The 23,689-nt window shown below is 58.5% G+C and carries 22 protein-coding genes and 5 tRNA genes; 7 read left to right on the top strand and 20 right to left on the bottom strand.

Features of this window, described 5'->3' with window-relative positions; all coding sequences use genetic code 11:
• Positions 1 to 12: 12 nt before the first annotated feature.
• Both CRD20_RS09730 and CRD20_RS09725 read left to right on the top strand, forming a co-directional pair.
• A complete protein-coding gene (locus CRD20_RS09730) occupies positions 13 to 738 on the top strand; it encodes an IclR family transcriptional regulator (protein ID WP_016422526.1) in 726 nt (241 codons plus the stop codon).
• A complete protein-coding gene (locus CRD20_RS09725; RefSeq protein WP_147719077.1) occupies positions 738 to 1,922 on the top strand; it encodes an MFS transporter in 1,185 nt (394 codons plus the stop codon). The genes CRD20_RS09730 and CRD20_RS09725 overlap by 1 nt, the downstream gene beginning before the upstream one ends.
• Here the strand turns inward: CRD20_RS09725 and CRD20_RS09720 are convergent.
• From CRD20_RS09720 to CRD20_RS09695, 6 genes are all read right to left on the bottom strand, one after another.
• Positions 1,919 to 3,610 (bottom strand): ABC transporter permease subunit, encoded by a 1,692-nt coding sequence (locus tag CRD20_RS09720; RefSeq protein WP_187405322.1) that lies wholly within the window; start codon positions 3,608 to 3,610, stop codon positions 1,919 to 1,921. The genes CRD20_RS09725 and CRD20_RS09720 overlap by 4 nt on opposite strands.
• Entirely contained in the window at positions 3,607 to 5,073 is a 1,467-nt protein-coding gene (locus CRD20_RS09715; protein ID WP_187405321.1) for an ABC transporter substrate-binding protein, read from the bottom strand. Before CRD20_RS09715 ends, CRD20_RS09720 begins: the two co-directional genes overlap by 4 nt.
• An 82-nt stretch (positions 5,074 to 5,155) precedes the next feature.
• Complete coding sequence (locus CRD20_RS09710) at positions 5,156 to 6,364, bottom strand: MFS transporter (protein WP_187405320.1); 1,209 nt, start codon at positions 6,362 to 6,364, stop codon at positions 5,156 to 5,158.
• Positions 6,361 to 7,005, bottom strand: coding sequence for an ABC transporter ATP-binding protein (locus CRD20_RS09705; protein WP_016422520.1), 645 nt, complete (start codon positions 7,003 to 7,005; stop codon positions 6,361 to 6,363). The genes CRD20_RS09710 and CRD20_RS09705 overlap by 4 nt, the downstream gene beginning before the upstream one ends.
• Positions 7,002 to 7,589, bottom strand: a complete 588-nt coding sequence (locus CRD20_RS09700; RefSeq protein WP_016422519.1) for an ATP-binding cassette domain-containing protein — start codon at positions 7,587 to 7,589, stop codon at positions 7,002 to 7,004. Before CRD20_RS09700 ends, CRD20_RS09705 begins: the two co-directional genes overlap by 4 nt.
• Positions 7,590 to 7,641: 52 nt before the next feature.
• Positions 7,642 to 8,580, bottom strand: coding sequence for a TDT family transporter (locus tag CRD20_RS09695; protein ID WP_255468817.1), 939 nt, complete (start codon positions 8,578 to 8,580; stop codon positions 7,642 to 7,644).
• A 69-nt stretch (positions 8,581 to 8,649) separates the two neighbouring features.
• Here CRD20_RS09695 and CRD20_RS09690 point away from each other — a divergent pair, with 69 nt between their 5' ends.
• Together CRD20_RS09690 and CRD20_RS09685 are read left to right on the top strand one after the other, a co-directional pair.
• Positions 8,650 to 9,552, top strand: coding sequence for a LysR family transcriptional regulator (locus CRD20_RS09690; protein ID WP_187405318.1), 903 nt, complete (start codon positions 8,650 to 8,652; stop codon positions 9,550 to 9,552).
• Positions 9,536 to 9,961: a carboxymuconolactone decarboxylase family protein gene (locus CRD20_RS09685; RefSeq protein WP_016422516.1), complete on the top strand. Its 426-nt coding sequence runs from the start codon at positions 9,536 to 9,538 to the stop codon at positions 9,959 to 9,961. Before CRD20_RS09690 ends, CRD20_RS09685 begins: the two co-directional genes overlap by 17 nt.
• Here the strand turns inward: CRD20_RS09685 and CRD20_RS09680 are convergent.
• The 9 genes from CRD20_RS09680 to CRD20_RS09640 form a co-directional block, all read right to left on the bottom strand.
• The gene (locus CRD20_RS09680; protein WP_187405317.1) at positions 9,955 to 11,064 is read right to left on the bottom strand and encodes an acyltransferase; all 1,110 of its coding nucleotides are present in this window, start codon (positions 11,062 to 11,064) and stop codon (positions 9,955 to 9,957) included. The two genes, CRD20_RS09685 and CRD20_RS09680, sit on opposite strands and share 7 nt — an antisense overlap.
• Before the next feature lie 70 nt (positions 11,065 to 11,134).
• Complete coding sequence (locus CRD20_RS09675; protein WP_070439677.1) at positions 11,135 to 12,091, bottom strand: L-lactate dehydrogenase; 957 nt, start codon at positions 12,089 to 12,091, stop codon at positions 11,135 to 11,137.
• A 110-nt stretch (positions 12,092 to 12,201) separates the two neighbouring features.
• A tRNA-Glu gene (locus CRD20_RS09670) sits at positions 12,202 to 12,274 on the bottom strand.
• An 83-nt stretch (positions 12,275 to 12,357) separates the two neighbouring features.
• On the bottom strand, positions 12,358 to 13,143 hold the full coding sequence (locus tag CRD20_RS09665; RefSeq protein ID WP_255468816.1) for a TatD family hydrolase: 786 nt from the start codon (positions 13,141 to 13,143) through the stop codon (positions 12,358 to 12,360).
• Positions 13,140 to 13,919, bottom strand: a complete 780-nt coding sequence (locus CRD20_RS09660) for a ThiF family adenylyltransferase (protein WP_076772939.1) — start codon at positions 13,917 to 13,919, stop codon at positions 13,140 to 13,142. The genes CRD20_RS09665 and CRD20_RS09660 overlap by 4 nt, the downstream gene beginning before the upstream one ends.
• 76 nt (positions 13,920 to 13,995) lie before the next feature.
• Positions 13,996 to 14,068 (bottom strand) — tRNA-Glu (locus tag CRD20_RS09655).
• Between the two features lie 39 nt (positions 14,069 to 14,107).
• Positions 14,108 to 14,179 (bottom strand) — tRNA-Gln (locus tag CRD20_RS09650).
• 30 nt (positions 14,180 to 14,209) lie between these two features.
• Positions 14,210 to 14,282, bottom strand: a tRNA-Glu gene (locus CRD20_RS09645).
• Positions 14,283 to 14,331: 49 nt separating this feature from the next.
• Positions 14,332 to 14,403, bottom strand: a tRNA-Gln gene (locus tag CRD20_RS09640).
• Between the two features lie 283 nt (positions 14,404 to 14,686).
• On the opposite strand from CRD20_RS09640, the gene CRD20_RS09635 reads away from it, so the two are divergent.
• The gene (locus CRD20_RS09635) at positions 14,687 to 16,096 is read left to right on the top strand and encodes a hypothetical protein (protein ID WP_255468815.1); all 1,410 of its coding nucleotides are present in this window, start codon (positions 14,687 to 14,689) and stop codon (positions 16,094 to 16,096) included.
• On the opposite strand, the gene gltX is transcribed toward CRD20_RS09635, so the two are convergent.
• Positions 16,080 to 17,567, bottom strand: coding sequence for a glutamate--tRNA ligase (gltX, locus tag CRD20_RS09630; protein WP_187405316.1), 1,488 nt, complete (start codon positions 17,565 to 17,567; stop codon positions 16,080 to 16,082). The two genes, CRD20_RS09635 and gltX, sit on opposite strands and share 17 nt — an antisense overlap.
• A 56-nt stretch (positions 17,568 to 17,623) precedes the next feature.
• A complete protein-coding gene (locus CRD20_RS09625) occupies positions 17,624 to 18,337 on the bottom strand; it encodes a TIM barrel protein (protein WP_255468814.1) in 714 nt (237 codons plus the stop codon).
• On the opposite strand from CRD20_RS09625, the gene CRD20_RS09620 reads away from it, so the two are divergent.
• Both CRD20_RS09620 and CRD20_RS09615 read left to right on the top strand, forming a co-directional pair.
• Positions 18,336 to 19,058 (top strand): SDR family oxidoreductase, encoded by a 723-nt coding sequence (locus CRD20_RS09620; protein ID WP_187405315.1) that lies wholly within the window; start codon positions 18,336 to 18,338, stop codon positions 19,056 to 19,058. The genes CRD20_RS09625 and CRD20_RS09620 overlap by 2 nt on opposite strands.
• 56 nt (positions 19,059 to 19,114) lie before the next feature.
• Positions 19,115 to 20,347, top strand: coding sequence for an isochorismate synthase MenF (locus CRD20_RS09615; protein WP_016422507.1), 1,233 nt, complete (start codon positions 19,115 to 19,117; stop codon positions 20,345 to 20,347).
• On the opposite strand, the gene CRD20_RS09610 is transcribed toward CRD20_RS09615, so the two are convergent.
• The 3 genes from CRD20_RS09610 to CRD20_RS09600 all read right to left on the bottom strand — a co-directional run bounded on the left by CRD20_RS09610 (position 20,344) and on the right by CRD20_RS09600 (position 23,667).
• Positions 20,344 to 21,132 (bottom strand): fumarylacetoacetate hydrolase family protein, encoded by a 789-nt coding sequence (locus CRD20_RS09610; protein ID WP_005509430.1) that lies wholly within the window; start codon positions 21,130 to 21,132, stop codon positions 20,344 to 20,346. The two genes, CRD20_RS09615 and CRD20_RS09610, sit on opposite strands and share 4 nt — an antisense overlap.
• A 65-nt stretch (positions 21,133 to 21,197) precedes the next feature.
• On the bottom strand, positions 21,198 to 21,785 hold the full coding sequence (locus CRD20_RS09605) for a 3'-5' exonuclease (RefSeq protein WP_187405314.1): 588 nt from the start codon (positions 21,783 to 21,785) through the stop codon (positions 21,198 to 21,200).
• A gap of 7 nt (positions 21,786 to 21,792) precedes the next feature.
• Entirely contained in the window at positions 21,793 to 23,667 is a 1,875-nt protein-coding gene (locus CRD20_RS09600) for a DUF294 nucleotidyltransferase-like domain-containing protein (RefSeq protein ID WP_187405313.1), read from the bottom strand.
• Positions 23,668 to 23,689: the final 22 nt, after the last annotated feature.

Raw genomic sequence — 23,689 nt, 5'->3', positions numbered from 1 at the left:
TAATATCATGGCATGGGACAGATTAGCACATCCGAGACGCCAGCTCTAAGTGGTATTAAAGTTCTCGACCGTTCGGTACTCATTCTCAAGTCTGTTGCAGAAACTCCACGCACCCTCGCCGAGCTCTGCGACGACACCGGCCTGCCCCGCGCCACCGCCCATCGGCTGGCCACGGCGTTGGAAGTGCACCGCCTTGTCACCCGCACTCCGGACGGCCGCTGGACGACGGGCCCCGGGCTCACCGAGATCACGCCCGTCACAACTGACCTGCTTGCCGACGCCGCAGCGCACATCCTGCCGAAGCTGGTAGAGGTCACCGGAGAGTCCGTGCAGCTCTACCGTCTCACCGGCGACACCCGCACCTGCATTGCCTCCATGGAGCCCGCCACCGGCCTGCGTAACACCGTGCCAGTTGGCTCTCGCATGCCACTGACCGCCGGTTCCGCCGCACGCGTTCTCCTGGCTTTTGGCCCGGCCAATCTCGCTGAGCGCATGCTGCCCGATGCCGACTTCAACGAACAGGACCTCGACGACTGCCGACGTCTCGGCTGGTCCGAATCCATGGGCGAGCGCGACCCCGCACTCGCTTCTGTCTCCGCCCCGGTTTTCGACGGCAACCACCGCATGATTGCAGTCCTGTCCGTCTCCGGCCCCGTGGAGCGCATGACTCCGTCGCCCTATGAATGCTGGGGCGCAAAGGTTCTCGCCGCCGCTGAGGAGATGAGCTCCCGACTGTAATGCCCGCTTACCGTCACCTTGTCCTACTTCTGTCCATGTTCGCGGCGGTCGGTTCGTCCGTCGTTCACATGGGTGTGCCTTTTCTCATCCCATCCCTGCAGGAAAACGGTTTAAGCCTCTCCGCCGCCGGTCTCGTCGCAGCAATGCCGGCGGCCGGTATTGTTTTCACACTCATCGCCTGGGGCTGGTTTGTCGACCGCTACGGCGAACGCGCAGCTCTGTTCGCAGGCTTGACTTCTACCGCCTTGACGACGGGGCTTGCGGCGCTGGCTTCGTCGTCAAGCCCGGCCCTGCTCGGGGCTGCGCTCTTCCTCGCTGGATGTGCGGCGGCGAGCGTGAATTCTGCATCCGGCCGCGTGGTGTCGGGCTGGTATCCGCCGCATCAACGCGGTACTGCGATGGGCATTCGCCAAATGGCTCAGCCCCTTGGCGCTGCACTATCAGCGGTAACCCTGCACCCTCTCGCGCAGAACTACAGCATCGGTGTCGCACTCGCGATGCCCGCAATTCTGTGTGCTGTGCTGGCGTTGCTTGTGCTGGTTGGAGTAAAGAATCCCCCGCGCCCTGATGCCTCGAACCCCACCGTCACGGCCAGCCCTTACCGCGACGGCAAATACCTTGTGCGCATCCATATCGCCTCGGCGCTGCTGTCCTGGCCGCAGTCGATGATGGGCGCCTACATTCTGGTGTGGCTGTTGTCCGTGGGTTATGCCGATAGCACGGCGGGCACGGTTGTGATGGTCGCACAGCTGCTCGGTGCCGGATCGCGAGCACTGATGGGTGTGGTCTCCGACCGCGTTCGGTCCCGCATCCGCCCCTACCGCTGGGTCTCGGGTGCGACTTTTATCCTGGCTGTCGCAATGATGATTGCCAGCTGGGCTGATTGGCGCACACTTGGCACTGTGCTGGTCTGCGCACTGGCCGTTGCCGTGGTCAGCCCGAATGGTCTTGCCTTCACCGCAGTTGCTGAATACGCAGGCCCCTTCTGGTCCGGACGCGCTATGGGTACGCAGAACACGTTCCAGAACATTATCTACGCTGCAACGCCTCCGGTTTCGGGTGCGATTGTGGCCGCTGCGGGTTTCCCCGCACTGTTTGCCGTCACGGCTCTGTTCCCCGCCGCCGCGCTGGGTATTGCGCCACGAGAAGACCAGAACCGCCACGGGCGGGTAGAGCTGGGCTAATCAGCCTGCCGCTTGCCGACGAATCGGTCGGTAGCAATGGTTGCGGCAACACCGAGGCTGGCTAGTCCAATCATTGGCCCCCACGCTAACCACGGCGCCCGCTCGAGATATTGCGTGGATTCGTTGAGGATTACGCCCCAATCTGGACTGCCAACACCTGCGCCTACGCCGAGGAAGCCGAGAGCTGCAAGGGCGATAGCATTATGGGCAATCCTGGTTACGGCATGGCGGGCTACTGCTGGAATGGTCATGGGAAGAACATGCAGCTTCAAAAGGTGCCAACGGCTGGCCCCCATGGTTTGCGCAAATCGGTAGTGCCCGGATGCAGCGGCTTCGTTAGCGACTTCGACGCAATGTGCAGCCAGTGGAATCCACCCGACCAAAAACACCGCTATCGCAGCTGTCAGCATCGATCGGCCCAAGACTCCAGCCAGAATAAGTCCCAGCAATATTGCGGGTACCGCATTCATGGCATCTCCGAAGAACTGCACTGATGCCCCTAGATGCCCAATCACAAGGGCGATGAGTGCGCACACTACGGTCACCAGGATTGCAGTTCCGATAGTGGCACCGATACCGTCGGCAAGCCGCGCCCAAATGTCACGACCAAGCTGATCGGTACCCAGTGGGTGTTGCCAGGACGGTGAAATGAAGCGTTTCGCAGAGTCGATGTCCGCGCTGCGGGGAATTCCCAGCGCAATTAGCACGATAGGAATAATCGACAGGATGAGACTCCAGAAACGTCCACCCCCTGTAGGCCGGCCAACAGTGGCGATGCTTCCTCGCAGCTTCCGCGCATACTGCCCCCGTATTGCCTGAGCCACGAGTCCACAGATTATGCCAATCCCCAACACCACAGTCACCGCAGCTTGCAGAACGGGAATATCGCCCGCAGTAGCAGCCGCAACCACGTTCCGCCCAAAACCCGGCAAATGAAAGGTGACCTCAATTGCTGCGGTGGCCGATAACGTGCCCGCAAAGAACAGCGTCAACTGTGACAGTGTCGGCAGCAGGCTACGCCAAGTGACAAATCGAACAATTGTTGATTTTGGAACGCCATTGGTGCGCCATGACTCTACCCAGGGTTCTGACAACGCAGTATCAGCTGAAATCAGCAACACACGCCCATAGAGCCCCGCGGCGGGCAGGCCAATTGCCAGCACTGGCAGCACCATATGCGCAGGTGATGCCCAACCGCCTACCGGAAACATGCGCAGTTCAACAGCCAACCACCACAGCAGTAAAACCGCCACCACAAAGTTTGGCAGTGCGGCGAGAACCGCTAGCACGCTCGGTATCCATTTTCCGGCTCGCAATCCTGCAATCCGTGGAAGTACGAGCGCCAGCGCAACGACGACGCACAACGCCATGGAAGCCGCAGTCAATGCGAACGTAATACCGAAGCCGTTCACGGCCTGAGCGAAAGCATCTTGTCCGGTTACCCACGAGGTACCAAAGTCACCGTGAAGAATATTTGTCGTCCACTGCTGGAGCGACTCCCACGGCGTTGTCGGCAGGCCATATTCTCTGCGAACAGCTTCAATAAGATCCGGTGTTATCTCCCGTTCCCGCTCACGTGCACGCAGAACGGCGTATGCGGGTTCCCGTCCTGTCAACCACGGCAACAGGGCCGTGAGGACGAGAAGTCCCACAACTGAGGCAACTACCGCGAAAGCTTTCCGAATCACTTAGCCGTCTTCTCTGTAATCAGGTGGCGCTCCATCGGATCGAGTGCGATACCACGAACATTCTTCGCACCGATTAGCGATTTTTCATGAGACAGCGGAACTACTGCACCATCTGCAACAATTTCCGCGCCGATTCGAGCTGCTGCCGACAGGCGCTCCTCATCGTCGCCAAGCTCAGCGGCCTTCTCAATATCAACATCTATGGTCTGGTTACACAGCTGCGAGAGGTTATAAGAGCTCTCACAGGTGAAGTCGGATTGTAGGAAGCTGATCGGGTCAGCCGCACCGAGCATGTAATTGCGGGAACCGACGATGACATCAAAGTTCCCCTCGAGCATGTCTGCTTCCAAAGAGTTGTAGTCGGCTACCGTGATGTCGACTGTGAATCCCATCTTGCGCAGCTGATCCGCAACAAGATTGGCAACTTCGGGCAGCTCCGCACGGGAATCCCACGTAGCCAAGCGGATTTCCTTCCCCTTGCCATTCGGCCCCGGCTTCACAGTGGTCTCAGGAGTTGCTGCCGCCCAAGAGGCTGAACGATTAAAAATCGACCCCTTCGGATTCACCGCTTGAGCTTCAAAAATGTCCCTAACCACCGGTTCAGGATCGATTGCAGCGGCTACTTCCTTACGCAGTTCGGCATCGGCAAACACGCCTTTTGCGGTATTAAAATGCAGGAGATTGACACGAGGTAAATCCACCTTAGATACGTCCACGTCATCGAGGCCTCCCAGCGATGAGATTGGCAACCCCTTGACCAGGTCTTGCTCATCTGCGCGCAGTGCATTCGTACGAGCTGTGGAATCCCCAATGAAAGACAATGTCAGAGTCTCAGTTTCCGGCTTACCGTTTCGGTAGTCGGCGAATGCACGTGCGGATACGGTACCGTCTGGGTTCTTCGTCTCGAGTTCAAACGGACCTGTACCATGCCCAAAGGGGTCAGGTGCGTCCCTTTCAAATGCTGCGGGTGAGAGAATCATAGTTCCCGGATCGGCAAAGCGCTTCACCAAAATTGGATCATCTTTATCCGAAGTGACAGTAACCTCTCGGTCTCCTGTGGCCGTAGCCTGAAGTTGGTTCTTGCCGAGCCCCTTTGGCCTCGTCGGCGCATCAATGGCATGCGTGAGTGAGTTGGCAACAGCCTGTGCATCGACTGGCGTTCCATCGTGGAAAGTCAGTCCATCCGGCAGAGTAAATACGACGGTGCGGGCATCCTTCACTTCCCACTTTTCTGCCAGTTCGGGCTTAACGGTGCCCTCGTCATCAATCGCCACAAGCATTTCCGTGGCACCTGCGCGGGTCGACAGTACTGCGTCATCGGAGTATGGCGAGAACTCTGCGACCGGTTCGAATTGCAGGGCTACCCGCAGCGCATCCGCATCACCGCTCCCCTGCGCAAAGCAGGAGGCCAATCCGAACGGCAGTGCCGCAGTGGCCAGAATTAGTCCAATTTTTCGATTCATAGAGTTACTTCTCTTTCGTAAGTGTCGAGTTTTTTGGGGAGGGATCTAGTTGGCTGACGCTCTCTAGTGCATTTGATGTTGGCTAGTGCTGCTGTCTCAGTTTGGTTAGCCCCACAGCCGATATCAGCAATAAAACGGTCATGATTGCCCACGGTGCTGCTGCCAACAACTGTGGGGTCTCGGCCCAATCCAAGGTGGCGCCAACCACAATCGACCCCACTAAAACGGCGAGTCCACCGAAGCTGTTGAGAAAACCGTATGCAGAACCGAGGTCCTTGTTTCCGGTTAGTTTTCCGACGAGGTCTTTGGCTATCGGAACTGCAATCATCATTCCGAGATGCATCACTAGCAGCATTGTCACTGCCGGGGCTAAGGCCCACCATCCCTCCATGTGGATAGGCGCGCAGACCGCAATGATGGCGAAGGCAAAGGCCATCAGGCCAAAACCGCCACCAATGGCAACCCCTAAAGACAGTTTTTCTGCCCATTTAGTCACGGTGGTTTGCAGCCCGATAACGAATACCGCTGAGATGACAAAAAACCAGCTCAGATACTCATCGCTACCTGTGGCACGACGCAGTTCTACAGGAAGAGCCAAATACTGCTGGTTATAGGCGAGCAAATAGGTCGAGTAGAACACCGCAAACACAATGAACGCTCGATTGCGAAGGATTCGCCCCCACGCGGCAGTCATACTGCCACCAGCTGAATGCACGCCTTCCCATCTCCGCGCTAACAGCAGATGCATCACAAAGATGCCGCTAAAGATGGCTGCACCGGCAAAGGAAACAGCTGAAAAACCGATTGGGATCAACAGCGCACCAATCACAGGGCCAGTGAGCGAGCCCAAACGGGAATAGCTTTCGTCAAGAGCAAAGAGTCGTGCCCGTGTACACACTCCTTGTTTCTCGAGTTCGGCACCCCCACCGGCCAGCAAGGATTCAACTGCAGGCGAGAACAGTGCGGCCGCAAAGCCAATAAGGACAACGCCAACAAACATCATTGGCACGGAGGTTGCCAGTCCAGTTACCAGGAAACCTACAACGCGAAGCGCAACTCCAACGAGCAACACTTTGATTGCCCCGAAACTATCGGCAAGTCCGCCGCCGAGGAAGAACATTCCCTGTTGGCTAAAGGTTCGTACACCAAGTACCAGCCCCACCACGGCACCGCTGGCCCCTAAGTTGTTCGAGAGCTCCACGGCAATGAACGGGACAACGAGGTAAAAGCCGATGTTGAAAAGAAGCTGCGTAATCAACAGTGCTTGAATCTTTTTGGGCAACTGCTTCACGACGCTAGCTCCTCTGCAGCCGACAGGAGCTCAACAACTTCAGGAATATCGGTTTTATCTAGCTCTCCAACCGGGCCGCTATAGACCGCTTCCCCTGCTGACATGACGATTATGTGATTACACAGTCGCAACAAGCTGTTTATGTCATGAGACACCAGCAGTACCGTCGCTTCAGTACCGAGGAGGACCTCCTCCAACATGGAAGCGGTATCCCGGTCCAGAGCGGAAAACGCCTCATCGGCAATGATCAGTTCCGGTTTGCCAATGAGCGCACGTGCAATTGCCATTCGCTGGCGCTGACCGCCAGAGAGCTCGTGGGGTCGTCGATATGCAAATTCCGGGTCGAGCCCCAGAGATTCCAGCATCGCTCGAACATCCCCAGTTGCGAACTCACAAATGCTGTCGATTACCGGCCGATGTGGCAATAGCGTGGCGTCTGGGTTCTGCGGAATATAGCCAATTGTCCCCTGTGCCATCGTGACTGTGCCGCTGTCAGGGCACAACTGGCCTGTCAGGAGACTGATTAGGCTACTCTTGCCCGCTCCCGATCTCCCCATGATGCCAACCACTCTTCCCTGCGGAATCGTGAGAGTGACATCGAGGAGCCTGCCTTTGCAAGTAACTCCATCGATACTGATCATGCGCAGACTCGCTCTTCCACAGTGCCACTTTCCAAATAGAGGATTCGTGTAGCAATCTTTCGTGCTACTCCCTCGTCGTGGGTGGCAATAACAATGGCTGTTTGCGTGCGCTCATGTAGCTTCCGCAGAGCGTCTACTACCTCAAGAGTCGCAATCGGGTCCAGCGAGGAAGTAGGTTCGTCGGCAAGCAGCAGCGAAGGCGACGGTTTTGTCGCCAGCGCCGCCGCAATTGCGACACGCTGACGCTGACCTCCGGAGAGCTCCATGGGATAGCGATGAGCCTGTTCTCGGGAGATACCGCAGGCCTCGAGCGCATCGAAACCACTGTCGTGCGCGAGAATTCGCACTTGCCGATCGCAGCGCACAAGAGGATTAAGGCACGCCAAAGTGTCTTGCATAATAAAGCTGGTCCGCAGACCTTGTTGACTTAATGTGCGAAGAAACGACGTCTTTCCCGATCCTGACTGCCCCATCACCGCGACAATGTCCTTCGGGAAAATATCAAGTTTGTCGATGTGGAGTACGTTCTGTTCGCCAGCTGATACATCGACATCACGCAAGCGCACTATCGCGGAATCGCCCATTCTCCCCTTCTTGCCAATCAGTTTCATTAAGGGGAGTTTAACACGTTGAACTCTAAACCTGTGCAGCCTGCTCTCGCATCCACCAACCAAATCGAGCCACGCACGCTACCCAGTGCACAGCCAATAAACACAGCAGTCCGGCACTAACGGCGTACAGCCACTGCGCGCCGATAGTGTCACCCAGGTTGTGCGTACCAAGACTCAGAGTGCCCACGGGGAAGGTTGCACCCCACCAACCAGGGCTGTATCCCGCCCAACGGATTACGGCGCGGGTGAATCGTCGTAAAGCAATTGCGGCGAGGAAGACACCGACAATGAGCACGGTGGTACCGTAAGCGACAGCGAAGGTTCGGTTGAAAAGCAGCTGGGCAGCGGCCGTGGACTGACCGACCAATCCGAGCGGAATCCAGGCAGTACCGGCGATGGAATCGGGGATACGCATGGTGCCGGAGAACAGCGCGACGTAGCAGCGTACGAAAATCGGCAGAACGGTAATCAACGCCATCCAAAAGAATATTTGTGCGCAGACGTGATAGAACGTGCCGTAGTCAACGCTCAGCTGCGCGCCGCTTGTCGCCGCCACCATCGGGGCGACCAGTGCAAGGCCCCACTGAAAAGTCGGCTCGCCTTCGAATCCTCGCAGTTGACGAAGACTGACGTAGATTGCCAGCGGCGCGCCAATCCACCAGGACGCCAGCTGCCACACAGAATCGTTAAACAACGAGCTTGCGGCACTACCGAGAGACATAATGCCCATCGCGAACATGCCCCACGGCGCCTGCAACTTCGAGTGAAAAGCCGGGTTTCGAAATCGCAACCAACCGACCACTATGAAACCGAGAATGCCACCTGCCACGACGAGAAGCAGTTCCGGAACCACCGGCACATCATGAATGTGCGTAAGCGTGGCGAAGATGGAGGTGCCCATCAGCGATCCTGCCCACGCAGGCCCGGCGGGCGCAAGCACATCACTGCGAGGAGAGTTGGTCATGCCCATACCGTATTTGTTCTTGCTGCAGTCACCGCTATCACGAAACTCTGTGAGGGGTACCATTGACGCATGTACCCCTCCGCTGTGGCCGAACTCGAAGCACTTTTCACCGTCGCCCGTGCGGGGTCGATCTCGAAGGCCGCGCGTGAGCTCGGCACCAACCAGCAGACCATGTCCGCACGCATCGCACGGGCGGAAAGAACGCTGGGAATCACCGTCTTCGAACGCTCCCCTTACGGCGTCTCACCTACAGAAAAAGGGCAAGTGCTTATCGACGCCCTCCCAGATCTCCTCGCCGCCTGCCACAGATTTTCGGGCATTGCCGCCAGCTTGCGTTCCGACAATGTTCCCCGCCACCTCACCCTTGCGGTGTCCAACACTGTCGCTGAGCTCTACTACCCCGGCTGGGCCGCAGAGTTCCACCGGCAACATCCCGCAGTCAAACTTTCGATGGTGCAGGCAAACTCCCGTGAGGTGCGGCAACTAGTAGCCGACAGTGCGGTGGACTTCGGGCTGGTAGAGGGCGAGGCTGGTCGGCACGACCTCGAAGAACGAATCATCGGCACCGACGAATTGGTCCTCGCCGTGCCGACTGGCTATCCGTGGGCTGAGCGGGCCGAGATATCCGTCGAAGAACTGCGCGCGACGCCACTCGTTATTCGCGAACCGGGTTCCGGTAGCCGACAGGTGGTGGAAGATGCACTGGGCACTCTCACCGAACCCGCCGGAGAATTTGGCTCCCTTTCGGCACAGCGCGCTGGCATGATTGCGCTGGCAGCGCCAACAATCATCGCCCGCGGCGCAATTCGCGATCAGGTAACGCTCGGGCGCATCGTCATCGTCCCCACCGACACCGTTTTTACTCGCAACCTCAGCGTGGTTATGCGTCGTGGCAGTGAAGCTAGTGGAGACATTTCGGAATTTATCCGCATTGCTAGTCCTATACTTAGCAAGCATGAGCAATCCCAATGATGACCTCTTTTCCTCCGACCGCTACGATGCCGGTATCCAAATCCGCCGCGAGGTAATGGGCGACGAATTCGTCGATGCCGCCCTCTCTCGCAACGCCGGCTCCGACGGAGAGACCCTGCAGAAGCACATCACCGCCACAGTCTGGGGTTCTGTCTGGAGCCGCGAAGGACTGGCCAAGCGTGATCGATCCCTGCTCAACATTGGAATGCTCGTGGCCCTGCGAGCCACCGAGGAACTGCGCGGCCACATCAAGGGCGCTCTCGCCAACGGTCTGACCCGCACCGAAATCACCGAAGCCATTGTCCACGCTTCCGGTTACTGCGGCGCACCAGCTGCACTGTCCGCAATGAAGGTCGCGCAGGAAGTGCTCGTTGCCGAGCTCGGCCCGCTTGACGACGACGATCAGTAGGCAGCCCACGGGCTCTCAGGCCCTGGCCTCCGCGTTAGTACATCAGTGATGCGGCGCAGCAGCCACGACAATGGCAGGGCGATGGCAGTGGTGACAATTGCCACTGCCAACATCGAGCCCTGGAAGGTCTGATAACCCATCAAGCTCATTACCCAGTCCATGACCAACACGTGGACGAGGAAGAACTCGTAGGAGACCTCCCCCAACCACATCAAGGCTGGATGACGAAGCCACCTTACTTCCGTACCCAGCGCAATCGGGGCCACGAATGCGCCTGCGGACAAGCCATACAGCGTAGTCTTCCACAAAGCCTGGTCAACATCATCTGGCACCAAGGTAGCCGACCCCACATGCGTAGTAGTGGATAGAACGAACAGCACCAGAGCTATCAACCAGCTGGCGGCCAGATTAACGCGCCATCCGACCTTTCGACCGTAGGCCAGCAGCATACCGATGGCGAACCAGTCGAAATACGCCATCGGCCACAGCCGTGCCACCACCGGCAGCAGGTTTTCCTGGTGCGATAGCACAGTCCAGACCGGCCCAATGAGGCCAAAACCAATAATAATGGCCAACGTTGGACCAGGCCGTAGCCGCCCCTTTGTGATCGTCCAGATGCCAAGCCCCACCAGCGGCAATACCAAGTAGAAGCCGACTTCCACCACCATCGACCACATCTGCGGCAAGCCCGGGTGAATCCAGCCGAATTGGAGCGTCTGGGTAAACGACATCGTGCGCAACCAGCCCTGTAGCCCTCCACCAGATGGTGGTGGGTCGTCTGCGGTGTGAATGAGAAAGGCCGCAGTGACCACAATCCAGTAGGCCGGCAGGACTCTCTTCGCACGGCTGGTGAAATACTTCCGCAAGTCCGGTCGGTTCGCGGGGACGTCGTCAGGCGAACCGAGCCAACGTCCTGTAAGCAGAAACGCGCTGAGCACGAAGAAGATGGTGACGCCAATTTCGAATCGACCGTTGAGGCGCCCCCACCAATCGCCGGTGTAATTGCCCGTCCAAAACGCGGCATGCGTGAGCAGGACGCCGAACGCGCCGATGGCTCGGATGCTGGTCAGCTCCGGAACGTAGGTGGACTTGGCCGAATTCATGCCAATATTTTAGGAGCGCAAAGTACTTCCCCGTGTTATTTCGGCAAAAGTGGAATCTACATAATTTCTTCTACATGTTCTCGACGGTGCTCAAGATGTACTGAGCAGATTCACGCAGTCGCTCCAGCTCCCAACTGTTTAGCTGTGGCGGCATACGACGAATGATTCCACCTCGGCCGATCACCGCTGGCATCGACAGCGAGACATCCGTCAACCCGTATTCACCATCCAAGCGTGTACACACCGGGTGGACGCTGTTTTGATCCAGCATCACCGCGCGGGCAATTTCCAAAGCGGAGCGTGCAACACCAGCATTAGTCCAGCCCTTGGCATTGAGAACATCGTAAGCTGCCCCGACTACGGCATCTTGAATTTCTTGCGGTGAAGGCAGCTGCGTGCCATGCCATTTTTCCAGTTCTGTCCACCTCACACCTTGCACGTTCAGCGTGGACAAAATCGGTACGGCAGTAAGCCCATGCTCACCCATCATGTAGCCAGTCACTGACTTTGGGTCAATTCCCAGCTGCTTGGCAACTACCCACCGCAGTCGGGCCGAATCTAGCATCGTGCCGGTGCCAAAGAGCTTTTCCGCGGGGTAATCGAACTCGGTATGTGCCAAGTGCACCACCGCATCGAGCGGATTAGTAATAAAGAGGACAATCGCATCGTGCGTATGCTTCACGATTCCCGGCATGACATCGCGAACCACTTCCCCGCTGAGCTTGGCTAATCCGGCACGGTCCGGACGGGAATCCGGGTCGTCCGGATCAGGGAGAATGGACGCACCAGCAGCGACGATAATCATATCCGCGTCGGCGCAATCGCTGTAGTCGCCAGCATGCACATTGACATAGTCCGTGCCGGGAACACCAGTGGACTGGGATTGGTCCAGAGCCTCGCCATGCGCGACGCCTGGTGCCGTGTCAATCGTGGCGATCTCAGCGAACAGCCCGGATTCCATGGCATATGTCAGGACATACGAACCGACGTGACCGAGACCAATACAAACGAGTTTTGAATGTTTCATAGTTTCGATACTAGGACTGTGGAAATCCAGTGCCGCGGTGGAGGGGTGAGCAGCAAGACAAAAGCCTCCACTCGATTACGAGTGAAGGCTCTTGTCTCTATATATCTTTGTACCCCGTACGGGATTTGAACCCGTGTTACCGCCGTGAGAGGGCGGCGTCCTAGGCCGCTAGACGAACGGGGCTTAGAACTTTCATCCGCGCGCTGCGGACTTGTTAAACAATACACTAGACGTGGATAATAACTGCAAATCGCCCGGTCAAGGCGCTAAATTCCAAGTGCTTCCACATTTTTTGCCAGTACGTTTTTAAGCTCTGCTTCATCCATTCTTCGCAGCGCCGCAACTTCGGCGACAGTGTCCCGCAAGGCCGCGACGACCTCTGCAGAAACCACCTCCGCCGCGTAGCCGCTTCCAGGCTCGTGCGGAAGGTCAGTTTCCAGCAAAAGCCTATCGACGGGCACCTGCGACACATAGGCCCGTCCGCGTTTGGTCCGCAACATGAGCGGATTGACGGAGATGTAACCACCGGCTCGGATAAGCCTGGTCAGCTCATCGCTGGTGCCACCGAAACGGTGAAAGATGGGCACGAGATTCTGACCGAGCCCTACCCCTTTGTCGGAGTCCAAGCGCGGTTCCAGCAGATCAAGCACTGTATCGGCGCTGCGGACTGTGTGAATGGACAGGATATGCGGCTGGCTCGAGGCTCGGACAGCATCGAGAATGCTTGTGAAGACGTGGATTTGGGTCTCGGCGGGAACGTCGCCAAGCCTGCGGGGCGCGAAGTCCAAGCCAATCTCACCGACGAAACGGGTGCGTGGAAGGGCCTCGCGAAATATCTCAAGCTCGCGCTCGTAGTTGCCGTCGATATACCACGGGTGATAGCCGACTGCGGCCATGGGGAGATTTTCGCGCTCTATCTCGACAAATCCGGAGGGGCGGACTGTCTGCGCGATGATCTCCACGCCTTCCTGCACAATATCGGCTTTGAAGCACTCGCGCGAAGCCGGTGGCAGGAAATCGTAGTGAAAGTGCGTATCGATGAGCCGCATCATTTTTCCGTTGGTGGCTGGTTTTCGTCGGCCGGACCGCCGATGCGCGGGGCCAGCGGGGTTTCCTCGAACCCGAGCAGACGGCGAATGACCTTTCCGGCCAGCATCTGCCCCATGATTGGCGGTATGTAGCTCATGGTACCGAGGGTTTCCGCTTTGGTGCCGCTGCCTTTATCTGTAATTCGCACTGGTTCTTCAGAGGAGTACAGCACCTCAAGACCGCGAATGCGTCGGCGGATACACACCTGACGGACGACCTTCGCCAGCGGACAGACCTTTGTCTTATTGATTTTCGAGAAGGTCAGCCGAGCTGGGTCGAGCTTATTTCCGCCGCCCATAGCGGAAATGAGGTGGACACGATTTTCCGCGCACCACTGCGCGATCTCAATCTTGCCGGTGACATCGTCGATAGCGTCGATGATGTAATCCGGACGCGGGAACTGCTCGAAGGTCTCCGCCAGGTTTTCGCGTGTGAGAAAAATCTGGCGGGCATAGGTCGTACAATTCGGGTTGATATCGGCAACCATCGCCTCCATGACCTCAGCTTTGACCCGGCCAATCGTGGAGACAAAAGCCAGCGCTTGACGGTTGAGATTGCTCGGCTCTACGACATCGCCGTCGATCAAGATGAGGTTGCCCACGCCGCCTCGGGCGAGAGCTTCGGCACAACTCGACCCCACGCCTCCGAGTCCAACAACCATGACGGTAGATTCAGCCAACGTTTCTAGCCCCTCCTCCCCTAGGAGAAGCTTCAGTCGTGCGAAACGTTCACTGGTCATAGTCGCCCCTGGTCATAGTCGCCTCGATGCTTAAAAAACAAAAACTCCCCAGCCGACTGACTGGGGAGTAACTTTGTACCCCGTACGGGATTTGAACCCGTGTTACCGCCGTGAGAGGGCGGCGTCCTAGGCCGCTAGACGAACGGGGCTTAGAACTGAATCCAACTCAACTGAGCGAGCGAATTCCGCTGGCCTACCAGGACTCGAACCTAGAATGACGGTACCAGAAACCGTAGTGTTGCCAATTACACCATAGGCCAATAAAGACTGGCGCTTTCACGCTGTCTTTGTACCCCGTACGGGATTTGAACCCGTGTTACCGCCGTGAGAGGGCGGCGTCCTAGGCCGCTAGACGAACGGGGCTTAGAACTTTGCAGTTAGTGAATACATTCAACAATGAACTTCTTCACTGCTGGCCTACCAGGACTCGAACCTAGAATGACGGTACCAGAAACCGTAGTGTTGCCAATTACACCATAGGCCATCGCTGCTGAACGCAACGAGGAATAATATAGCCAATTCGCGCCAACAAGAGCAAATCACCTGGTCAAAGGCTCGTTTAAATTCGCGAGTTCCCCACAGCCCACCTCAGCAGTGCGCATAACTAATGCGTAACTAATGCAGTGCATATAACTAACGCAGTCCCAGATCGAAAGCCCATTCGATCGCAGCTCAAAGCTGATCCGCCCTTCAGGAGACACTTCGTGGTGAAGCGGCTGGTAAACAGCCGACACACACCAAAAAACCAGACCTGAAAGGCAGGCATCATGACTTCCCCAACAACGACGGCAACAACCGCCCCCATCACGCTCGAGCTGGAGTTCTCCGACATCACGGAGCAAATGAACGGCACCATCGGTCGCGTCATCGGCACTGTCACTATCCGTCAGTTCGCAAAAATCATCTCGGCCCTCAACCTCGACGCCAACCCACGCGTGTCCCGCACCGGCCGCATCACCGATGCCATCATGGAAACCATCGACACCACGCCGGAGCTCTTCGCCTACAAGTCCAAGGGTGTGCTCCTGGCCTCCACTCAGTTCACCAGTGAAGACAATCTCTACCGCTTCACCTTCAGCAACCGTCGCATCGAAGGCATCCTCGACGGCGGTCACAACTCGCTGGCTATCGCACTGTTCGTTCTGGGCAAGCTCACTCCACCACCTAGCCGCAAAATCAAGACGTGGTCCGAAATGAAGGAGGTCTGGTCGGAGCGTACGGAAGAAATTGAGGAATTGCTTGCCGACGAAAGCCTCACCGAGCTCGATGCCCGTGTTCCGGTAGAGGTACTCGTGCCAGGTGCTCGGGACGAGGACACTGTGCAGGAATTCTCCGATGCACTGCTCGATATCTGTGCCGCCCGCAACAACAATGCGGAGCTCAAGGCGGAAGCAAAGCTCAATCGCGCCGGCTACTTTGACGATCTGAAGCATGCCCTGCCTCAGGGAATTAGCGACAACGTGCAGTGGCGCACCAACGATACTGGTCGACTAAAGGTGGGCGATGTCATCGCTATGGCGTGGATTCCACTGTCTTGTATTGACCTGCCGAAGGATGCCGACGGGAAGCAGATTGAAGCACCGACCCCCACCAGCCTCTACTCCGGCAAGGCCAAGCTGCTTGACCGCTTCGAGGATGTCATGAGCTCACCGGAGGTCACTAAGCCCAGCACTGAAAGCATCAATGAGCGCACCGAAGAGGTCGTTCTCTACAACGAGAAGGTCCGCAGCGCATTGAACCTCACGCGTGACTTCATCGATATTTTCGAGCGCATCAACGCAGAGCTACCCGATCTCTACAACAAGAGCGGCGGTAAATTCGGCGGCATTGATGCTGTTGACAAGGCCAATAAGAAGAATCCGCGGACCGGCAAGACTCCACAGAAGTACTCGAAGTTCTACCGCCAGCCCATCGGCTACGCGATTCCAGACGGGTTCATCTACCCGCTCGTGTACGCCTTTGCCGCACTACTCAAGCGAAACGAGGACGGCACGGTCCACTGGGGAACCGACTGGCACGAGTTCTTCAACAACCACATGGGGTCGCTGGTCAAGGACTACCGCGAAACCTCCATGAATATGCTGAACCGCGACCCGCAGAAGGTGGGCAAGGAAGCGGGCTCTTACACGAACCTGCTTCGCTCAGCCCAGCTCGCGCTCTTTACTGAGCAGCAGTAACAGGAGTGACCTCGAGCGCCTTGCGCAGTCGGCCCAGGCTGCGGCTGCGACCAAGCAGCTCCATGGACTCGAACAGCGGCGGCGATACCTGAGCGCCAGTCACGGCCACGCGCACCGGGCCAAAAGCCTTGCGTGGCTTCAGCTCCAGGTCCTCGATGAGGGCCTTCTGAAGTGCAGCTTCAAGCTTCTCGGTGACGAAGTCCTCTTCGCTGAGCGGCTCCACAGCTGCAATGGTGGCCTCCAGGACAGCGACGGCGTCTTCCTTGAAGTTACGGCGTGCCGAGCGCTCATCGAAGGTGAACTCGTCCTCTTCCACAACTAGGAACTTCGAGAGGTCCCAGGCGTCGGAAAGCGTCTTCACACGGGTCTGCAGCAGCGTTGCCAGGAAAGCGAACTTATCCGCCGGGTAGTCGGCCGGGAAGTCAAAGTGGCTTTCCAGGTACGTGCGCAGACGCTGCTCGAAGTCCTTCGGATCGAGCATGCGGATGTGGTCCGCGTTGATAGCGTCGGCCTTCTTCTGATCGAAGCGAGCCGGGTTGGACAGCACATCGTGGATATCGAAGGCCTTGACCATCTCGTCCATCGTGAAGATGTCCTGGTCGCCGTCCATAGACCACCCCAGCAGTGCCAGGTAGTTCAGCAGACCCTCGCGGATGAAACCGTTATCGCGGTGGATGAAGAGATTGGACTGCGGGTCACGCTTGGACAGCTTCTTATTACCCTCGCCCATAACGAACGGCAGGTGACCGAACTCCGGGGTGAACTTGGCGACACCGATGCGCTTCAGCGACTCGTAGAGAGCGATCTGGCGCGGCGTCGATGGCAGCAGGTCCTCACCACGCAGGACGTGAGTGATCTCCATCAGAGCGTCATCGACCGGGTTAACCAGGGTGTAGAGCGGTTCACCGTTGGAGCGGGCGATGACAAAGTCCGGAACCAGGCCGGCCTTGAACTCAATGCGACCGCGAACGAGGTCCTCGAAGACAATGTCCTCGTCCGGCATGCGCAGGCGGATCACCGGCTTGCGACCCTCTGCACGGAAGGCTTCCTTCTGCTCCTCGGTCAGGTTGCGGTCGTAGTTGTCGTAGCCCAGCTTCGGGTCACGGCCGGCGGCCTTGTGGCGCTCCTCAACCTCTTCAGCGGTGGAAAAGGCCTCGTAAGCTTCACCAGCGTCAATGAGGCGCTGCAACACATCGGCGTAGATGTCCTTGCGCTGCGACTGGCGGTACGGGCCGTGCGGACCGCCGACATCGATGCCCTCGTCCCAGTCAATACCGAGCCAATTCAGGGCCTCGATGATTGCCTGATAAGACTCTTCGGAGTCGCGAGCGGCATCGGTATCTTCGATGCGGAAGACCAGCTTGCCACCAGTGTGACGGGCATATGCCCAGTTGAACAGGGCGGTGCGGATGAGGCCAACGTGCGGGGTACCGGTTGGCGACGGGCAAAAGCGTACGCGAACATCTGACATGCTTTCCCACGATACCCGCCCTCCCACCTGCAGGCATGCATAGGGTTTGCATAGGGTTACAGAGCCCACTCCCCAGCCACTTCGCCGGCGTATCCGGCGGCTCGCAGCCGCTCAACCCAGCTGCGCAGTGGTGCCTCACCGGTGCCCGGCGCGCCGCGGCCTGGGAAATCGGCAATCTGGACGTGCGCCGGCAGGCTCACTCTTCCAGTCTCCACATCAGTGAGCCAAGCATCCACGTCGACGCCATTAGCTGCAAAATGGTAAAAGTCCGCGAGCACACCAGCACCAGTCTGTTGCGCTAACTCCTCGGCTTGCCAGGGATCTGTAATGGGGTAATCGCTCATCCCGGACAGTGGCTCAATCAATGCGCGAACTCCACTGAGCTCCAGCTGGGCAGTAATCTCAGTCAGTCTTTGCACCTGCAAGTCCGTTAGCTCCCCCGAGCGCCCCAGCAGCACGTTCGAGTATTTCAGCCCCGTGGCCCGCGCAATCTGGCTCACTGCCTCCAGGTGCCCCGTGGGCAACCCGTCTGTATTGAGCACTCCCCGCTGTCCCGCTGCCATGTCCCCTCCCCACAGGTTCATGGCATAAAGACCAAGGCTGTCGTCAAAGAGGTCACAAAAAGCGGAAACCTCATCGGGCGCGGGCACTGCGAGGTCAAATGGCCACCAGAATTCCACGGCCGCGTAGCCGTCGTCACGCGCGGCGTTGACGGCGTCGTGCGGGGACATGTGTGCGTAGACCGTAGAACAGTTAATAATAGTGCTCATGACCAAAACGGTAGTAGTAACTGGTGGCGGCGCGGGCATTGGTCGCGAAATTGCTCTGGCTTTCGCCTCCGATGGCTGGCACGTGCATATCTGCGGCAGGCGTATCGACGCGCTCGAGGCCGTTGCCGCCGAAGCGGACAACATCACCTTCTCCAGGTGTGACATCACCGACCCCGAGCAGGTCCGTGCGATGTTTGAGGACGCGCAGGTAGCTACGGGAACCATTGATGTTGCGGTGCTCAATGCGGGGCTGCCCGGCACGCCCGCAGAGTTCGGAGAGACCGACATTGAGGACTTCCGCGCGGTCATCGATACGAAAGTGGTCGGCTCGTACCTATGCGCACGCGAGGCGTTCGCGCGAATGAAGGCGGGGCGCGAGGGGAAGACGGATCAAGCAGGCGGCCGAATCCTGGTCAACTGCTCTATCGCGGCGCAGGTGCCGAGAGCCCATACGGCGGCGTACGCGACGTCGAAAAGCGCGCTTGCCGGAATGACCCATGTGCTTGCCCTGGACGGACGCGAGTATGGCATTACGGCAACGCGCATTGACATTGGCAATGCGCAGACTGACCTGTTGGGGACGTTCACAGGCAGCGAGCCAATGTTCGATGCCAAGCAGGCTGCGGAGACCTTCCTCTACGCCGCGAATCTGCCGGCGAGTGCAGTCATTGATCAGCTGACGATTACCGCTGCGGGTATGCCCTTTTTGGGTAGGGGTTAGCCTGCCCCTTAAACTGGAGCACAACTGGGTTTAGATTGAGGAGGCGGGTTAGGGCTATGTCCATGGAAAACCACCCCTCTCTGGGCGGCGGAAACGAAGAAGAGAAGCAGGAGAATTCTCACCCGTCGAACGACCCTGCAGCGACTCCGAAGCGTTCGACGCGCTGGGATACGTCCCGCCCGACCACCGCTCCGGACTTTTTGCTCTCCCGGGCACACGGCTCCATCCGCACGCAAGGTATTGAAGAGCAGCTTTCCGACCCCTGGCTCGCGGCCGAGGGACTGCACTCGGGCATTCACAAGATGGTGGTCGGCGCATTGCCCTTCGACTTGGACAAGCCCGCCGCCCTGACCGTTCCCCGGGAAGTCATCCGCTCCTCGCAGCCGCTGGAGCCACCCGCGCACTACCGTTGGAACGCACCGAAGCCCCACGCCAACATCGTCGCTTACGATCCCCCGCTCGACGAGCACGCTGAGCGCATCGCCGCAGCCATCCGCACAATCGAGTACTCGGCGCTGGAAAAGGTCGTGCTCGCGCGCGCTGTGGAACTCGAAATCGATCCCCCGATTGACCCGCTCCTACTCGCATCGCGGCTTATCGACGGATCCCCCAACCGCGATGGCTTTGTCGTGGATCTCTCCCCCGCCGGTTCCGATTATGAGGGCAAGTTGCTCATCGGTTCGTCCCCGGAGATGCTGGTCCGCCGTACGGGCGACATCGTTGAGGCGTTTCCCTTGGCCGGGTCGCTGCCGAGGTCCCGGAATGAAGAGGTGGACCGGGCGTCGGCCCGTCGTTTAGCGGACTCGCGCAAGAACCTAGACGAGCATGCCTTCGTCGTCGACGACATCGCCGACAACTTGGCGCCACTGTGCAGTTCGCTGGATGTTCCGGACAGCCCCGAGCTGATGAGCACCGCCGAGATGTGGCACTTGGCCACGCATATCCGCGGTCGATTGAAGGATCCGTCGCTGTCCGCGCTGGATTTGGCGCTGGTGGTGCACCCGACACCAGCCATTTGTGGCACGCCGACGGAATCCGCCTTCGGCGTTATTCAGGCCGTAGAGACCAACCGCGGCTTCTACTCGGGCGCTGTCGGCTGGTGCGATGAGAATGGTGACGGCGAGTTCGTGGTCTCCATTCGCTGTGCCGAGATCGACACTGAGGGGTCCGTGGCACGACTATGGGCCGGAGGCGGCATTGTGTCGCACTCCGACCCAGAAGAAGAAGTCACGGAGACCAGTGCCAAGATGGGCACTGTGCTCCGCGCTTTTGGAGTTAAGGGCGCTTAAGCCCGCTCCACCGGGTTGGCCAGCTTGCCGATGCCCGGAATCTCAATCTCGATGCGGTCACCCGGGAACATCGCAGCGGTACCGGCCGGGGAGCCGGTGCAGATGACATCACCCGGCAGCAGCGTAATCGAGGCAGTGATGAACTCGATGATCTCCGGGATGGACATAATCATCTGGTTGGAGTTGGAATCCTGCTTGGTCTCGGTAACACCCTCGTGAGTCAGGTGTGCCTTGATTGGCAGCTCGTTGTAGTCCAGCTCCGTCTGGATCCACGGACCAAGCGGGCAGAAAGTATCGATGCCCTTTGCACGCGCCCACTGACCATCGGCAAACTGCAGGTCACGGGAAGAAACATCATTGACGATGGTGTATCCGAAGATCACATCGTGAGCGTTTTCCTTCTTGACGTTCTTGCACGGCTTACCAATAACCAGTGCCAGCTCGCCCTCGAACTCGACGTTGGTGGCGAAATCCGGAATGCGAATCGGCGCTTCCGGGCCAATGACGGCCGTCGGCGGCTTAATGAACATCGTCGGCGGCAGCGATTCTGCCGACTTCTTGAACACCTCGGCGACGTGGTCAGCGTAGTTACGACCAATAGCGATGACCTTCGACGGCAGCATTGGGGCGAGCAGACGTACGTCGGCAAGCGGCCAGGAACGGCCAGTCTTATTCAGCTGACCGAAAGGGTGCCCTTCGATTTCGTGCAAAGTAACTTCATTGCCTTCGCCCTCAACGAGCGCGAAGCACATGCCCTCTGGGTGGGCGATTCGAGCAATACGCATAAAAATAGGGTACACGTCACATTGCGATAATTATGCAACGACCCCCACTCTCTAAACTCTGCGCTCTAAACTCCGCGGGATTCCTGCGCAAGCCACACCAGCGCACAGGCCAACGCATCGTTGAACGCGTGATGGGCCTTAAAACGGGGAATGCCGTACTTGTCGCACAGTGACCACAACCGCAGCTCATCACGGACCGGCTCGCGGTTGGCTCGCAGAATCGCGTCATACTCGCGTGTCATTGTGTCCGCCACCGGAACATCAAAGCGCGCATCGAAGTACTTCCGGCACAACGGATCCAGGAAACCAACTTCCATCCGCGCGTAGTGCGCCAGCAGCTTCCGTCCCCGTAGAGCTTCTAACAGCTTGCCGACGGCCACCTCTGCCTCTACCCCGGTTGCGACCATGTCGTCGGTAAGCCCATGCACCGTCGCCGACTCGCCGACGCTCACCTCCTCGCGCTCTGGGCGAATGAGAAGGTGACCCGACTCTTCCAGCACGATGTCGCGGCCTTCCACCGCAACCCAACCGATGGAAAGCAGCTGATCTTTGGAGGGATCCAGACCGGTGGTTTCCACATCAACCGCGAGCCAAGCTTTGTCTCGGATAGGTGCGTCCAAGAGTTTCTTGCGGGGTTTGAAAAACTTCAACATTGCGCGCTCACGACATCGCCCGGATGGGATACTTCGCCCCGAGACTCTGCTGCAACTTGCGGATAACACCAAACGCATCACGCAGGTGTTCTCGTTCCAAGCTGGAAAGGCGCTTCGGGTAGATGTGGTTATTCGGCTGCTCGCCAGCGTTGAACTGGGCCTGCTGGTGATGAAGCTGCACCGTGCACAGGAACTCGAACGCATCCGCCAGGTCCTGAGCACCCTGGCGGCTCACACTTCCGGCACCCGCACTCGCCGCCAAGCGTTCACGCGTCGACAGCTGTGGCAGGCCAGCTGCCACAGTAAATAGACGCGCCATCTGCACCACAGCAGCAGTGCCACCCTTCTTGATATCCAGGGTTTCCGCGTGCTCGCCGCCCTTTTCCAGCACCAGGCCACGGAAGAAGCCGAGCGGCGGCTCCCGCCAGGCCGAGAGCTTGGCCAAGTGCGCGTGCAGGCGCTGCGACCCCTGAGCCAGCGGCAGGTAGGCCGCACGAAGGCTCTCTACCAGTTGCACTTCGCCCGCTACCCCACGCATGTCGAAGAAGGTCTGTGCATGTAACAGGGCCTCTGCCTCCGGTGCCGTAATCCACCCGTGGAACGTGCGCAGCCACTGCGACTTGGTCATCCTCCACGCAGGATTGCTGGCCATCATGTCCCCTGGACAGAGCGGATAACCGACTCGGTCGAGGTTGGTGCAAATCTCGTCGCTAAGCGCGGCGAAATAGTCAGCATGAGCGTCGGCGTCGTAGTCGTCGGCGAGAACAAGCGCATTGTCCTGATCGGACGCGAGCCCCATCTCCCCGCGCCCATGCGAACCCAGTACCGCAAAGGCGTAGCTGACTGGTGGCGGCCCAAGCTTTTCCTCCGCCAGCGCAACCAGGCGTCGGGTGACAGCATCGGCCACGGCGGTCAGCAGCTTGGCGACCTCCTCCCCCGAATCACCTCGGTCAATGAAGCGGCCGACGATTCGCCGTGCGTTCTGAGCAATCTCCGCAATCTCGGAGATATCGCTCTTTCGCGCTAACGTCGCCGTCGCGTACACGGGATCGGTGTGCAGACTGCGCAGGAGGTCACCAATGACAATCATGCCGACCACCCGCGTCCCATCGTGCACCGGCAGATGATGGTAACCGCGCTCGGCCATCAGCAGCATGGCCTCGAAGACCAGCAGGTCGGGACTGATGGTTTCCGGGTTCCTGGTCATCACTTCGCTTACGAGACTCTCCGCCGGCTTGGCTTCTGCCAGCACTCGACGACGGAGGTCACGGTCAGTGATGATGCCGACGAGCGAGCTCTGGTTGGCGCCTGCAGACTCCATCACGAGCAGACTGGAGACATTCCGCTCCGTCATAATCTGCGCCGCCTCTTGTACTGTCGCATCAGCACTGCAGGTCACCAGCGATGTTTCCATCAGGTCCGCAACCCGTGTGCGCAACGACTCCGATGCCGCAGTACTCCGCAGCTTCGATGCCACTGCGCGAATGCGCGCGTTTTCACCGCCGTAATAGCGCCGGACCTCTACGAACTGGTCATTGAGCTGGTCAAAGACCTCCTTGGAGATCACCAGGAATACGCAGTCCTCCACTGCCGTCATCGTGTACAGCGAGGGGTCACTGCTCAGCAGCGTCGAATAGCCGAAATGATCTCCCACATCTCGCCTGTCCAACAGCGTGCCAGCTGGGTCAAAGAGATCCACCATGCCGGAGCGAATAATGAAACAGCTGTTGTTATCCGCACCCGCCCGGATAATCTCCGTTCCACGACGGGCATAGCGCATGGTCAAAAGCGGTGGGATAGTCGCGCGCTCTTCATCGTTGAGGTCCGAAAAGGGGCGAGTATGGCTGAGGAAGTCTGCGATTTCCGCAAGCTCGACGGTCATGGGGTCAATTATCCCCTATTTT

Origin of the sequence: Corynebacterium sp. LK33, from assembly GCF_014334955.1 — a bacterium.
In the GTDB taxonomy this organism is placed as follows: domain Bacteria; phylum Actinomycetota; class Actinomycetes; order Mycobacteriales; family Mycobacteriaceae; genus Corynebacterium; species Corynebacterium jeikeium_D.
Note: the sequence above shows the minus strand (reverse complement) of the source record. Positions and strands in the feature narration are given on the sequence as shown.

Bases quoted from the DNA above. Each gene is read 5' to 3' on its own strand.
- CRD20_RS09730 (WP_016422526.1), top strand. From the start codon at position 13: ATGGGACAGATTAGCACATCCGAGACGCCAGCTCTAAGTGGTATTAAA.
- CRD20_RS09725 (WP_147719077.1), top strand. From the start codon at position 738: ATGCCCGCTTACCGTCACCTTGTCCTACTTCTGTCCATGTTCGCGGCG.
- CRD20_RS09715 (WP_187405321.1), bottom strand. From the start codon at position 5,073: ATGAATCGAAAAATTGGACTAATTCTGGCCACTGCGGCACTGCCGTTC.
- CRD20_RS09705 (WP_016422520.1), bottom strand. From the start codon at position 7,005: ATGATCAGTATCGATGGAGTTACTTGCAAAGGCAGGCTCCTCGATGTC.
- CRD20_RS09700 (WP_016422519.1), bottom strand. From the start codon at position 7,589: ATGGGCGATTCCGCGATAGTGCGCTTGCGTGATGTCGATGTATCAGCT.
- CRD20_RS09695 (WP_255468817.1), bottom strand. From the start codon at position 8,580: ATGACCAACTCTCCTCGCAGTGATGTGCTTGCGCCCGCCGGGCCTGCG.
- CRD20_RS09690 (WP_187405318.1), top strand. From the start codon at position 8,650: ATGTACCCCTCCGCTGTGGCCGAACTCGAAGCACTTTTCACCGTCGCC.
- CRD20_RS09685 (WP_016422516.1), top strand. From the start codon at position 9,536: ATGAGCAATCCCAATGATGACCTCTTTTCCTCCGACCGCTACGATGCC.
- CRD20_RS09680 (WP_187405317.1), bottom strand. From the start codon at position 11,064: ATGAATTCGGCCAAGTCCACCTACGTTCCGGAGCTGACCAGCATCCGA.
- CRD20_RS09675 (WP_070439677.1), bottom strand. From the start codon at position 12,091: ATGAAACATTCAAAACTCGTTTGTATTGGTCTCGGTCACGTCGGTTCG.
- CRD20_RS09665 (WP_255468816.1), bottom strand. From the start codon at position 13,143: ATGATGCGGCTCATCGATACGCACTTTCACTACGATTTCCTGCCACCG.
- CRD20_RS09660 (WP_076772939.1), bottom strand. From the start codon at position 13,919: ATGACCAGTGAACGTTTCGCACGACTGAAGCTTCTCCTAGGGGAGGAG.
- CRD20_RS09635 (WP_255468815.1), top strand. From the start codon at position 14,687: ATGACTTCCCCAACAACGACGGCAACAACCGCCCCCATCACGCTCGAG.
- gltX (WP_187405316.1), bottom strand. From the start codon at position 17,567: ATGTCAGATGTTCGCGTACGCTTTTGCCCGTCGCCAACCGGTACCCCG.
- CRD20_RS09620 (WP_187405315.1), top strand. From the start codon at position 18,336: ATGACCAAAACGGTAGTAGTAACTGGTGGCGGCGCGGGCATTGGTCGC.
- CRD20_RS09625 (WP_255468814.1), bottom strand. From the start codon at position 18,337: ATGAGCACTATTATTAACTGTTCTACGGTCTACGCACACATGTCCCCG.
- CRD20_RS09615 (WP_016422507.1), top strand. From the start codon at position 19,115: ATGTCCATGGAAAACCACCCCTCTCTGGGCGGCGGAAACGAAGAAGAG.
- CRD20_RS09610 (WP_005509430.1), bottom strand. From the start codon at position 21,132: ATGCGTATTGCTCGAATCGCCCACCCAGAGGGCATGTGCTTCGCGCTC.
- CRD20_RS09605 (WP_187405314.1), bottom strand. From the start codon at position 21,785: ATGTTGAAGTTTTTCAAACCCCGCAAGAAACTCTTGGACGCACCTATC.
- CRD20_RS09600 (WP_187405313.1), bottom strand. From the start codon at position 23,667: ATGACCGTCGAGCTTGCGGAAATCGCAGACTTCCTCAGCCATACTCGC.